Source organism: Bacillus sp. FAU20, from assembly GCF_056033865.1.
Genome location: NZ_JBVYHY010000003.1, coordinates 1005205 through 1018538, shown reverse-complemented (window position 1 = coordinate 1018538; position 13334 = coordinate 1005205). Strand labels below are relative to the sequence as shown.

Genomic DNA, 13334 nt, shown 5'->3' with positions numbered 1-13334 from the left:
TCTAGTTAGCGGGGGAGAAAATTCATGGCATGGGAGATTTTTAGCATCATAGGCACAATCGCTTTCGCACTAAGCGGAGCCATTGTTGCAATGGAAGAGGATTATGATATTTTCGGGGTGTATATTTTAGGAATGGCAACCGCATTTGGGGGAGGTGCCCTTCGTAATTTATTAATCGGTTATCCGATTGTCGCGTTTTGGCAACAAGACATGTTATTCCAAATCGCACTTTTATCAATGACTATTATTTTTCTTTTTCCAAATAAGTTAATTAGACATTGGAAAAAGTGGGAAAATATCACTGACGCTATTGGCTTATCGGCATTTGCTGTACAAGGAGCATTATATGCCCAAAAATTAAATTTACCAATTAGCGCCACAATTGTAGCAGCTGTTTTAACTGGTATCGGCGGCGGTATCATTCGCGATCTTTTAGCCCGCAGAAAACCTCTCGTTCTTCGAGCTGAAGTATATGCCTTTTGGACAATTTTAGCAGGTTTCTTAATTGGAGCTCAAATTATTGTTAGCGATTGGGCTCTTTACATTCTATTCATTTTAATTGTTTGCTTCCGCATGGTTTCTATTCATTACAAATGGCATTTACCGCACAGACGTATCGAAACGAAAGAACGTTCAATGCATAAATAGCACTCTAACCTCTTTACATATCGTAAAGAGGTTTTTCTTTTCTAACGATTTTTTCTTTATATAATGTTTATACTAATTTTTAAAGTGAGGTGAATACAAATGACAAACCACGTTAATAAAGGAGCTCAAAAAAGCTCAGTAAATCAATTTGGACACGATCCTAATTCAGCACACGAAAAGAGCGCTAAAATGGAACACTTCCATAAAACACACCAAGAAAAAGCCAAAAAAGAGTAAACGAACTTATACACAAAAATCGACGCACAGTTTATGTACTGTGCGTCTCCTCTTCGAGCATCAAATCCATACTCGATATTCCAATTAAATCATTTTTATCATATGCATCTTCTTGCAACAACCGCATCGCCTGTGTACGAATTGATTTTTCAACAATATTCCGTACATACCGCCCATTACTAAACGATGTAATTTGCGACGAATACTTCACCGCATGTAAATGATCCCTAAATTTCCATTCAGCTTCTTTTGATAACTGATATTCACGATCTTCATACATTCTCTTCCCAATTTCCAATAGCTGATTTACCGAGTAATCCGCAAATTCAATAATAAATGGAAAACGAGATTGCAGCCCTGGATTTAATGAAAGAAAGTGATTCATTTCTCTTGAATATCCAGCTAAAATCAATACAAAACCATGTTGTTTATCTTCCATATGTTTTACAAGCGTATCAATTGCTTCTTTTCCAAAATCCTTCTCTCCTCCTCGAGCTAAAGAATACGCCTCATCAATAAACAAAATACCTCCCATTGCTTTTTTTATTAAATCTCTTGTTTTTTGAGCTGTATGGCCGATGTACTCTCCTACAAGATCAGCACGTTCAGCTTCAACCAAGTGCCCTTTTGATAGAATATTCATCTCAAACAGCAATTTTCCTATCATTCTAGCAACAGTTGTCTTCCCTGTACCCGGATTCCCTTTAAACAGCATATGAAGTACTTGCTTCTCAGACTTCAATCCCTTCTCTTGTCTTTTTTTATTCACATAAATCCAAGCATATATTTCTTTTATTATCTTTTTTATATCATCCATCCCAACAAGCTTCCCCATCTCTTCTTCAATTCTCTGCAGCATTTCATGTTTAATTGCAGTTTCATTTGAAATTACCGTTTTATTTTCTGCGGCTGGCAAAGAAATTTTCTTTCGATGGTTTAACACAATATTAATTTGATTGTTGTTTTTCTTTCGCATCGATTGTTCCATACAATCACCTCATTTTATCCACTCACCAAATATTATTATTCCTGTCCCCCTTGTAAATGCCTATTTTCAGAAAAGTTTGCTATAATATAAGAAATAATTAAGGTGGTGGGACTATGGAGACAACGGAATTCCATGATACAATACAAGCCTTTTCTATTTTTTTATTGAATAAAGGCCGAAAACCCTCAACTATTAAACGTTATGTTTATGACGTTGAAGACTTCGGACATTGGTTAGAAAAAAACAAAAAGCTCCCTTCCAGTAATATATGGGCTACACTTTGTACAAAAGACTACGAAGATTACTTTTCCGATTTAAAAACGAATCGACATTACTCAGAAAAAACGATGCATCGTGTATTTATTGTACTAAATAGAATGCATCATTTTCTAAACATCCCTAATCCATTGAAGAATATGGAAATATCCATTCAACCAGACCGTACACTTCGTAACGAAGATTTCATTTCACCTGATGAAGAAAAAAGATTAAAGTATATAGTCACTTCATTAGAAGGACTTTCAGAAAAACAACTTCCTGTGCGCCCTTTATTAATGGCTCGCAATATCGCTATTTTAAATCTATTGATCGACTACGGTTTATCCTTACAGGAACTTACAGCATTAACAATGCATCACGTTCACTTTGAAACTAACACATTGTCAATCCCAGCAACCGCAGGTGTAGAAAGAACAATTACATTAGCAAAAGAAGACAAAAAACAACTATATAATTATTACAAAAGCATCCCAGAACCAGTTCGCCCTAAATACCATAGTGATGATCCATTATTTGTCGCATTCGATTTTAACCGCGGAACATACAGGTGGGTATATGAAAATGATGCACCAAAGGCATTAACGGAAATTGCTATCCAAAAAATGATTCGCCTCGAAGTGGCTAGAGCCAATTTACGTAAAGGAATTTCAGGACAACATTTTCGTAACACCTATATTTTAAACTTAATAAAAAAAGAAACTCCTGAATCAGAAATTATAAAACTCGCTGGATTCAAATCAAAAATTTCATTAAAGCGATATTATCAATACGCAGAAAATAGAAAAAACGCCTTATTGTAAGGTGTTTTTTCTATTTTTTCTTTAAACAAACGATTTTACTATGACCATTTAACTAATTTCTGCATCTACTATGATGAGTTTCGTTCACATTTTCGTGAGAAAGGAGAGATTTAATGTCTCGTTATAACGACAATCAAAACAAATTCTCCAAACCATGCTTTCCAAGTAGCGCCGGACGAATCCCAAATACTCCATCAATCCCAATTACTAAAGCTCAACTTAGAACATTTCGTGCGATTATTATTGACTTAACAAAAATAATCCCAAAACTTTTCGCCAATCCATCTCCCCAAAATATTGAAGATCTAATCGATACATTGAACCTACTAAGTAAATTTATTTGTTCACTAGACGCTACTTCCTCCCTGAAAGCACAAGGGTTAGCTATTATTAAAAACTTAATAACTATATTAAGAAATCCAACCTTTGTAGCAAGCGCTGTATTTATTGAGCTTCAAAATCTCATTAACTATTTACTATACATTACAAAATTATTCCGAATTGACCCTTGCACACTTCAAGAGCTCCTTAAATTAATAGCAGCATTACAAACTGCTCTAGTTAATTCTGCTTCGTTCATCCAAGGACCTACCGGACCTACTGGACCAGCAGGCGCTACTGGTGCCACTGGACCTCAGGGACCTCAGGGACCCCAAGGCAACACAGGCGCTACCGGCAATACGGGCGCTCAAGGACCTGCGGGGGCTACTGGGGCTACTGGTGCCACTGGACCTCAGGGACCTCAAGGCAACACAGGCGCTACCGGCAATACGGGCGCTCAAGGACCTGCGGGGGCTACTGGGGCTACTGGCGCCACTGGATCTCAGGGACCTCAAGGCAATACAGGCGCTACCGGCAATACGGGCGCTCAAGGACCCGCGGGGGCTACTGGCGCCACTGGATCTCAGGGACCTCAAGGTAACACAGGGGCTACCGGTGCCACTGGACCTCAAGGTGCTCAAGGTAACACGGGGGCTACTGGTGCCACTGGGCCTCAAGGTATTCAAGGTAACACGGGTGCCACTGGACCTCAAGGTGCTCAAGGTAACACGGGGGCTACTGGTGCCACTGGACCTCAAGGTATTCAAGGTAACACGGGGGCTACCGGTGCCACTGGCGCTACTGGTATAGGAGTTACCGGACCTACCGGACCTTCTGGCGGGCCTCCTGGACCTACTGGACCTCAGGGGCCTCAAGGTAACACAGGTGCTACTGGTGCCACTGGACCTCAAGGTGTTCAAGGTAACACAGGTGCTACTGGCGCTACTGGACCTCAAGGTGCTCAAGGACCTGCCGGTGCTACCGGTGCCACTGGACCTCAAGGTGTTCAAGGTAACACGGGTGCTACCGGTGCCACTGGACCTCAAGGTGCTCAAGGACCTGCCGGTGCTACTGGCGCTACTGGACCTCAGGGGCCTCAAGGTAACACAGGTGCTACTGGTGCCACTGGACCTCAAGGTGTTCAAGGTAACACGGGTGCTACTGGCGCTACTGGACCTCAAGGTACTCAAGGACCTGCTGGTGCTACCGGTGCCACTGGACCTCAAGGTGTTCAAGGTAACACGGGTGCTACCGGTGCCACTGGACCTCAAGGTGTTCAAGGTAACACGGGTGCTACCGGTGCCACTGGACCTCAAGGTGCTCAAGGTAACACGGGTGCTACTGGCGCTACTGGACCTCAAGGTGTTCAAGGTAACACGGGTGCTACCGGTGCCACTGGACCTCAAGGTGTTCAAGGTAACACGGGTGCTACTGGCGCTACTGGACCTCAAGGTGTTCAAGGTAACACGGGTGCTACCGGTGCCACTGGACCTCAAGGTGTTCAAGGTAACACGGGTGCTACTGGCGCTACTGGACCTCAAGGTGCTCAAGGACCTGCCGGTGCTACCGGTGCCACTGGACCTCAAGGTGTTCAAGGTAACACGGGTGCTACTGGCGCTACTGGACCTCAAGGTGTTCAAGGTAACACAGGTGCTACTGGCGCTACTGGACCTCAAGGTGCTCAAGGACCTGCCGGTGCTACTGGTGCTACTGGCGCTACTGGACCTCAGGGGCCTCAAGGTAACACAGGTGCTACTGGTGCCACTGGACCTCAAGGTGTTCAAGGTAACACGGGTGCTACTGGTGCCACTGGACCTCAAGGTACTCAAGGACCTGCTGGTGCTACTGGCGCTACTGGACCTCAAGGTGCTCAAGGTAACACGGGTGCTACCGGTGCCACTGGACCTCAAGGTGTTCAAGGTAACACGGGTGCTACTGGTGCCACTGGACCTCAAGGTGTTCAAGGTAACACGGGTGCTACCGGTGCCACTGGACCTCAAGGTGCTCAAGGTAACACGGGCGCGACTGGTGCCACTGGACCTCAAGGTACTCAAGGACCTGCTGGTGCTACTGGCGCTACTGGACCTCAAGGTGCTCAAGGTAACACGGGTGCTACTGGCGCTACTGGACCTCAAGGTGTTCAAGGTAACACGGGTGCTACTGGACCTCAAGGTACTCAAGGACCTGCTGGTGCTACTGGCGCCACTGGATCTCAGGGACCTCAAGGTAACACAGGTGCTACCGGTGCCACTGGACCTCAAGGTGTTCAAGGTAACACGGGTGCTACCGGTGCCACTGGACCTCAAGGTGTTCAAGGTAACACGGGTGCTACCGGTGCTACTGGACCTCAAGGTGTTCAAGGTAACACGGGTGCTACTGGCGCTACTGGACCTCAAGGTGCTCAAGGTAACACGGGCGCGACTGGACCTCAAGGTGTTCAAGGTAACACGGGTGCTACTGGTACCACTGGACCTCAAGGTGTTCAAGGTAACACGGGTGCTACCGGTGCCACTGGACCTCAAGGTGTTCAAGGTAACACGGGTGCTACCGGTGCCACTGGACCTCAGGGTATTCAAGGGCCAACGGGCGCGACTGGTATAGGAGTTACTGGACCTACCGGACCTTCTGGTGGGCCTCAGGGACCTACTGGACCTCAGGGACCTCAAGGTAACACGGGTGCTACTGGACCTCAGGGTGCTCAAGGACCTGCTGGCGCTACTGGACCTCAAGGTGTTCAAGGTAACACGGGCGCGACTGGACCTCAAGGTGCTCAAGGTAACACGGGCGCGACTGGACCTCAAGGTGTTCAAGGTAACACGGGCGCGACTGGACCTCAAGGTGTTCAAGGTAACACGGGTGCTACCGGTGCCACTGGACCTCAAGGTGTTCAAGGGCCAACGGGCGCGACTGGTATAGGAGTTACCGGACCTACTGGGCCTACTGGACCTAGTTTCCCTGTAGCAACAATTGTTGTAACAAACAATATTCAACAAACAGTACTACAATTTAATAACTTTATTTTCAATACTGCAATTAACGTAAACAATATTATCTTTAATGGCACAGATACAGTTACAGTTGTCAACGGTGGTATTTATGTAATTAGCGTATCTATTTCTACAACTGCGCCAGGATGCGCTCCTCTTGGAGTAGGCATTTCAATTAATGGGGCAGTCGCAACTGATAATTTCTCTTCAAATTTAATAGGCGACTCACTTTCATTTACTACAATCGAAACATTAGCAGCTGATGCAAGAATCTCTGTCCAATCTACTCTTAATGAGATTACGATCCCTGCAACAGGAAACACTAACATCCGCCTTACTGTATTTAGAATCGCTTAAATTTCACTATATATTGTTTATGACAAATAAAAAAAGAGCGAGGAAACTCGCTCTTTTTTGTTATGTACAATAATTCATTACTATTCTAATTCAATTGAAACATTTTTTTGTGGTACAAATGTAGAAATTGCATGTTTATAAATAAGCTGTTGCTTACCTTCTGTTTCCAGCAGGACTGTAAAATTATCAAATCCTTTAATTAGTCCACGAAGCTGGAAACCATTTAATAAGTACAGCGTAACAAACGTATTTTCTTTACGGAGTTGATTTAAAAACTGATCTTGAATATTGATTGATTGCTTCATGTCGAATCCTCCTCTTTTTCTCTACTTACTATTATTCGACTTTACTTGTAACTTTCCTTCTATGTATCGTAAAATTTCTGACGTTTTTTCACCGTCTGTAACATCAAACCACGTAACGTCCATTTTATTACGGAACCACGTTAATTGACGTTTTGCATAACGACGCGAATTCGTCTTTAATTGTGATACCGCATCTTCTAAAGAGGCTCGATTCTCAAAATAATCATAGATTTCTTTATATCCAATCGCTTGAATAGATTGACAATCTCGTATCCCTCTATTATACAGTCCTTCTACTTCCTCTAATAGGCCTTGTTCCATCATCAAATCCACTCGTAAGTTAATGCGATCGTATAGCATTTCTCGATCCATTGTCAAGCCAATTAATGAAACATCATAGAGTAACTCTTTTTCTTGTTTCTCAATTTGGTCACTCATTTTTTCACCCGTCGTGTGGAAAATTTCTAACGCCCGAATGACACGTCGTGCATTATTTGCATGAATACGCTCCGCACTTTCTGGATCTACTTCTTGCAATTTTTTATGTACATATTCCACACCGCGTTCTAAAGCTAACTTTTCCATTTGCTCTCGGTATATCACATCACCAGCATCATCTGTAAACTGATAATCGAATAAAACAGATTGTATATAAAGACCGGTCCCACCAACTATAATTGGTAATTTACCACGTTCTGTAATTTCTCGAATATGCTTGCGAACACGTTCTTGAAATTCCGCGACAGAAAATGAATCTTCCGGATTTTTTATATCGACCATATAATGTGGAATTCCGTCCATCTCTGCTTTTGTTACCTTTGCAGTTCCAATATCCATCGTTCGATAGATCTGCATGGAATCACCACTAATAATTTCACCGTTCAACGCTTTAGCAAGATCGATACTTAACTTTGTCTTTCCAACAGCAGTTGGTCCAATGATGACAGCAACTTTTTCACGTTGCACTTCTCCCATATCATTCAACTCTCTTTATGTAATATACTCCATCTATTGATTATACCCAATCTTACCAATTTTAACGGCATGATTGCAAGTTCTTTCATTTTGGTACATGAAATTATATATAAAAAGAACATAGTTTGTCCAATTCTGCATATACATGATAAAAATAGTTTCGAGAGGATGAGTTAACTATGAAACAATCCACCATCAATTTTTCATCTTTGACAAAAGACCTCATTTTAGCTACTTCTACAAAAGAACAAAATTGTTCACAAGAGGAGTTATACTTCGCCCTAAATTGTTTACTACGGGCTTTTCATTCTACTCTCCATGAAACAACATTACATCCAGAAGATGAAAATACAGAATATATACAAACGCAATTTTGCAGTGCATATAAAATTATTACAGGTAAAACTATTTATCCTTTTCAATAACCCATAAAAAGCGGTTGCTTACATAAATTCAAGCAACCGCTTTTTATATTAATATCGATAACCTATTGTATAACTTTCACTTTTACAGATTTGCGCCCCCAGCTATTAGCACTACCATCTGAACCGACCAATACATCAATACGATTTCCTTTAATCGCACCACCAGTGTCTCCAGCAATCGCTTCTCCATACCCTTCTACCCATACTTTTGATCCAAGCGGAATTACTTTCGGATCAACAGCAATTACTTTCATATTTGGATTTGCTGTTAAATCATGCCCCATTGCAGTTAATACACGACCACCATACGAACCATTCTCACTCGGATCTGCTGTATATGCCGTCGCTTCTACCGTAATTTCACGACCACCAGCAGGCGCACTTGTTTCAGTAGATTTTGCAACTGGTTTTGCAGCCGGTTTTTCTTTTACCACAGGTTTACTTGATTCTACCTTCTTAATAGACTCTTTATTCTTAACTACTGTATTATTTTTAACCGGCGTATTTGTTCTAGCTGGCGCTTCTTCTTGAGCTACAACCTCTTTCTTTTCAATTACAGGTGCCGTTCCTGTTAAAAATGGCACGTGAACATATCCGACTTTTCCATTGTAGTCGAATTGTAACCATTCATTTTGAACATGATTCGTCGTTTCAATCACATCATCTTTATTAAGTTTACCTAAAATTTCAGAATCAGTATTCGCTCCAGCACGAACATTTAATACACCCGCCGTTACATAATATGTGCTCTTTGTAAACTCAGCACTTACAAACGCTTCCTTACCGTTCAACTTAATTTTTGTCCATCCATTTTCTGTATTTATAACATCTAGTGTATTCCCACTTAACACTTTACCTACAAGCTTTGACTCTACATTTGGGTTTTCTCTAACATTTAATACGTCTGTTGTTACAATTGTTTCCGCTTTAGCAGAACCCGCAAAAATCCCAAGACCAAAAACTGCTGCTGTTGCTATACCTAATAATTTTTTCATGAATAGCCTCCATTTGCTTTGTTTTCGTATTTTTATTATAGCAACAGATTTTTAGAATTTTCGGAAATCACACAATTACAAAGCATTCGTAATATACGATTAACGAGTTGTAACATAAATTCCCATATTAATAAAATGTATTTCTAATACAATTTCCAATGGTGTTCATATATTTTTCATATACGAGCGCAAGAACTTTTTCCAGAAAAAATTACAGTGTTACTTTTTTGTTACAAAAAATTCACAATTCATTACATCTTTTACTAAAAAACATCAATATTCAATTGTTAACCTATTTTTTTGTAATAAAAAGAGAGCAGCTACTAAAAACTGCTCTATTTTCATTTGTTATTGAACTTTCTTTTTCCAAACACCTAGCATAATAGCCGAGACAATTGTTCCAATTAATATAGAGAAAATATATAGTAACGGTTTATTTACTAACGCTATTACAAATAATCCACCATGCGGTGCCGGTAATGTAATTTGGAATAACATAGATAACGCCCCTGCAATACTTGAACCAACAACACAACTTACGATTACTCGAACCGGATCTGCAGCTGCAAACGGAATCGCACCTTCTGTAATGAATGATGCTCCCATAATATAATTTGTTAAACCAGACTTACGTTCCGCTTCTGTAAACTTTGATTTAAAGAATGTAGTTGCGAATGCAATCGTAAGTGGCGGTACCATACCACCAGCCATAACTGCTGAGTGCACTCCAAAATTCTGCGCTTCTATTGCAGCAATACCAAACGTAAATGCCGCTTTATTAATTGGACCCCCCATATCAATTGCCATCATACCACCTAAAATAAGACCTAGTAATATAGCATTCGTACCGTTTAAACCATTTAACCACCCTGTCAACATTTCATTTAATGCTACTACAGGCGGAATTACTACTTTTTGCATTACAACTCCTGTAATCAATAATCCAAAGACTGGATATAACAATACAGGTTTAATTCCTTCTAATTGTACTGGTAGTCCTGAAAATAATCTTTTCAACCCTAAAACAACATATCCAGCTAAGAAACCAGCAATTAATCCACCTAAAAATCCCGCATTCGCATTCGCCGCTAAAAATCCACCTACAACACCAGGCATAAAACCAGGACGATCAGCAATAGAACTTGCAATAAATCCAGCTAAAATTGGTACAAGGAATAAAAACGCACCTGTTTTTCCTCCACCAATTGACATGAACAATTCAGCTAAAGGACCTTCCGCCTTTATACCACCAAACGAAAACGCTAGCGCTATTAAAATCCCGCCACCAACAACGAATGGAAGCATATTACTTACACCGCTCATTAAATGCTTATAAATTCCTAATCCCTTTTCTCCCTCAATACTTTCTGACTTCCCGTCCTCTTTTACACCTTTAAAGATTGGTGCATCTTGTTTGACAGCTCGTTTAAGCAGATTTTCCGTTTTTCGAATCCCATCAGCAACTGGCACTTGAATGACATGTTTACCAGCAAAACGATTCATTTCTACTTGTTTATCCGCCGCAACAATAATAGCTGTTGCACGTTCAATATCCTCTTTCGTTAAACCGTTTTTAATACCCGTTGATCCATTTGTTTCAACTTTAATCGCTATTCCTAACTCTGTCGCTTTTGCTTTTAAGCTATCCGCTGCCATATATGTGTGAGCGATTCCAGTTGGACAAGCTGTAACAGCAAGTACGTACGGTTCATCTCCTTCTGGTTTTGCAACTTCAATCTCTTCTTCTTTTTCATTCTCTTTTTCATCAAATAGTTGAAGAAGCTCACTTTCATCCTTCGCTTCTAATAGTTGCTTGCGAAACCCTTCATCCATTAATAATGTCGATAAACGAGACAACGTTTCTAAATGAGTATTATTCGCTCCTTCACTTGCAGCAATCATAAAGAATAAGTGTGCTGGCTGTCCGTCAAGCGACTCATAATTGATACCGCTTACACTTCTACCAAAACAAATCGATGGTTGTTTAACAGCCTTTGTCTTCGCATGAGGTATTGCAATACCTTCCCCTATTCCCGTCGTACTTTGGGACTCCCGCTTTAAAATAGCTTCTTTAAATTCCATTTTACTATTTAAACGATTTGCCCCGTTTAATTTCTCAACTAATTCATCTATGACAGCTTCTTTATTTGAAGCTGTCAAATCCATAATGACTGTATCCCTTTTTAATAGTTCTGTAATTTTCATATGTTGCTTCCCCCTATCGCTTAGCTACAATTACTTGCGACAATAATTCTTCTACTTTTTCCTTCTTACATAAATCAGCTGAAAATGCTGTTGCACTCCCTGTTGCAACGCCGTATTGAAATGCCTTTTCAATATCTTTTGTCTGTTCATATTTGCCTACAAACCCTGCAACAAGAGAATCTCCGGCCCCAACTGAATTAATTACAACACCTTTTGGAACAGTCGCTTCATATATACCTTCTGCCGTAAATAATAAAGCTCCCTCTCCAGCCATCGATACGATAACGTGTTTTACACCTTGTTTAATTAATTTTCTTCCATAAGGTAAAACGTCCTCTACTGTTGAAAGCTCCACTCCAAACAACTCACCAAGTTCATGGTGGTTTGGCTTAATTAAAAATGGCTTATTTTTAATTACATGTTGCAGTGCACTTCCACTTGCATCTACTACTACACGAATACCTTTTTCAGCTCCAAACGCAGCAATTGATTCGTAAAAGGTACTTGGAATAGAAACTGGTACACTCCCAGCAAGTACAACACAATCTCCAGGTTGCATACTCTCAATTTTTTTCATTAACTGTTCGAACTGCTCTTTTGTTACAATAGGACCTTGGCCATTTAATTCTGTTTCTTCTTCCCCTTTTATTTTCACATTAATGCGAGTATCTTCATCTACTTGGACGAAGTTTGTTGTTACACCTTCCGTCTGTAATACCTCTTTAATAAATTGACCAGTAAATCCACCAGTAAATCCAAGTGCTATATTTTTAACACCTAAACGCTGAAGAACACGAGAAACATTAATGCCTTTTCCTCCAGGAAACTTCATATCTTTCTCCGCTCGATTTATTGTTCCTAAATCAAAAGAAGAAACTTGCACTACATAATCAATAGATGGGTTTAAAGTAACTGTATAGATCATTTTTTATCAGCCTCAATTACATTGGTTTGTCTTTTATATTTTTCTAAATCAATTTCTAAATGGTTTGTAATAATATTTGCATCTTCAACATTTGCAATTTTCGCAAATGCAACTTCTGAAAACTTACTTTCATCAATTAAGAAATATCCTTCGTTTGCTAATGTTAATGCCATTTGTTTTAAGAGCGCTTCTTCTGGATCTGGCGTTGTAAAGCCAAGCTGTTCATGTACACCATTTGCACCTAAAAAACATTTATCAAAACGATACTTCTGCATACTTTCCTGTGCCATAGCACCGATTAAAGCTTTCGTCCTACTCTTCATCATTCCGCCTAGTAAATACGCACGAATATTATTTTCAACTAAAGCTTCAATATGCATAAGTCCATTCGTAACGACAGTAACATCTTTATTTATTAAAAATGGAATCATTTCAAATGTTGTACTTCCTGCATCTAAATAAATACAATCACCTTGGTCAACAACGCTAGCCGCATAATTAGCAATTTGTTGTTTTATTTGAATGTTTTTGGATGATTTTTCAACCATCGTTGGTTCTTTCCCTTTTCCTGTTAAAACAGCAGCACCACCATGAACTCTTTTTAATAACCTTTGCTTTTCCAATTGTGCTAAATCACGGCGAATTGTCGACTCAGAGCTTTCTGTTCTTTCAACTAATTGCTGTAATTTTACAACTTTCTGTTCTTTTACAAGTTGTAATATCATTTGATGACGTTCAGGAGTTAACATTTTATTCACCTCTTCTTTGATTACAGTATAATGAAAACGGTCACAAAAATCAACCATAAACAATCAAAAATAATCAAAAACATCCACAAACGTTTATAAACATCAAAAAAGAAACCTATTCGATCAAACAATCAAATA

The 13334-nt window shown here is 40.2% G+C and carries 12 protein-coding genes; 5 read left to right on the top strand and 7 right to left on the bottom strand.

Annotation, left to right across the window (positions count from 1 at the left end):
• Positions 1-24 precede the first annotated feature (24 nt).
• Together AC0OM3_RS05700 and AC0OM3_RS05695 are read left to right on the top strand one after the other, a co-directional pair.
• Positions 25-648 carry a trimeric intracellular cation channel family protein gene (locus AC0OM3_RS05700; protein ID WP_000312267.1) on the top strand — a complete coding sequence of 208 codons (624 nt, stop codon included), beginning with the start codon at positions 25-27 and terminating at the stop codon, positions 646-648.
• A 99-nt stretch (positions 649-747) separates the two neighbouring features.
• Positions 748-885, top strand: a complete 138-nt coding sequence (locus AC0OM3_RS05695; RefSeq protein WP_000181501.1) for a hypothetical protein — start codon at positions 748-750, stop codon at positions 883-885.
• Positions 886-916: 31 nt separating this feature from the next.
• On the opposite strand, the gene spoVK is transcribed toward AC0OM3_RS05695, so the two are convergent.
• Positions 917-1873 (bottom strand): stage V sporulation protein K, encoded by a 957-nt coding sequence (gene spoVK, locus AC0OM3_RS05690; protein WP_000438174.1) that lies wholly within the window; start codon positions 1871-1873, stop codon positions 917-919.
• A gap of 113 nt (positions 1874-1986) precedes the next feature.
• Here spoVK and AC0OM3_RS05685 point away from each other — a divergent pair, with 113 nt between their 5' ends.
• Both AC0OM3_RS05685 and AC0OM3_RS05680 read left to right on the top strand, forming a co-directional pair.
• Positions 1987-2952 carry a tyrosine-type recombinase/integrase gene (locus AC0OM3_RS05685; protein ID WP_000450324.1) on the top strand — a complete coding sequence of 322 codons (966 nt, stop codon included), beginning with the start codon at positions 1987-1989 and terminating at the stop codon, positions 2950-2952.
• Positions 2953-3065: 113 nt separating this feature from the next.
• On the top strand, positions 3066-6617 hold the full coding sequence (locus AC0OM3_RS05680) for a Gly-Xaa-Xaa repeat protein (protein WP_474211173.1): 3552 nt from the start codon (positions 3066-3068) through the stop codon (positions 6615-6617).
• An 80-nt stretch (positions 6618-6697) separates the two neighbouring features.
• Here the strand turns inward: AC0OM3_RS05680 and hfq are convergent, their stop codons facing one another.
• Positions 6698-6922 carry an RNA chaperone Hfq gene (gene hfq / locus AC0OM3_RS05675; RefSeq protein WP_000813896.1) on the bottom strand — a complete coding sequence of 75 codons (225 nt, stop codon included), beginning with the start codon at positions 6920-6922 and terminating at the stop codon, positions 6698-6700.
• Positions 6923-6943: 21 nt separating this feature from the next.
• Entirely contained in the window at positions 6944-7897 is a 954-nt protein-coding gene (miaA, locus tag AC0OM3_RS05670; RefSeq protein ID WP_000504932.1) for a tRNA (adenosine(37)-N6)-dimethylallyltransferase MiaA, read from the bottom strand.
• Between the two features lie 179 nt (positions 7898-8076).
• Here miaA and AC0OM3_RS05665 point away from each other — a divergent pair, with 179 nt between their 5' ends.
• Complete coding sequence (locus AC0OM3_RS05665; RefSeq protein ID WP_474211172.1) at positions 8077-8322, top strand: hypothetical protein; 246 nt, start codon at positions 8077-8079, stop codon at positions 8320-8322.
• Between the two features lie 62 nt (positions 8323-8384).
• On the opposite strand, the gene entD is transcribed toward AC0OM3_RS05665, so the two are convergent.
• The 4 genes from entD to AC0OM3_RS05645 all read right to left on the bottom strand — a co-directional run bounded on the left by entD (position 8385) and on the right by AC0OM3_RS05645 (position 13196).
• Positions 8385-9317 (bottom strand): cell wall-binding protein EntD, encoded by a 933-nt coding sequence (gene entD / locus AC0OM3_RS05660; protein ID WP_000734615.1) that lies wholly within the window; start codon positions 9315-9317, stop codon positions 8385-8387.
• 348 nt (positions 9318-9665) lie between these two features.
• Positions 9666-11522, bottom strand: a complete 1857-nt coding sequence (locus AC0OM3_RS05655; RefSeq protein ID WP_000704594.1) for a PTS fructose transporter subunit IIABC — start codon at positions 11520-11522, stop codon at positions 9666-9668.
• 13 nt (positions 11523-11535) lie between these two features.
• On the bottom strand, positions 11536-12447 hold the full coding sequence (gene pfkB, locus AC0OM3_RS05650; RefSeq protein ID WP_000640861.1) for a 1-phosphofructokinase: 912 nt from the start codon (positions 12445-12447) through the stop codon (positions 11536-11538).
• Positions 12444-13196, bottom strand: a complete 753-nt coding sequence (locus tag AC0OM3_RS05645; RefSeq protein WP_000957273.1) for a DeoR/GlpR family DNA-binding transcription regulator — start codon at positions 13194-13196, stop codon at positions 12444-12446. Before AC0OM3_RS05645 ends, pfkB begins: the two co-directional genes overlap by 4 nt.
• Positions 13197-13334: the final 138 nt, after the last annotated feature.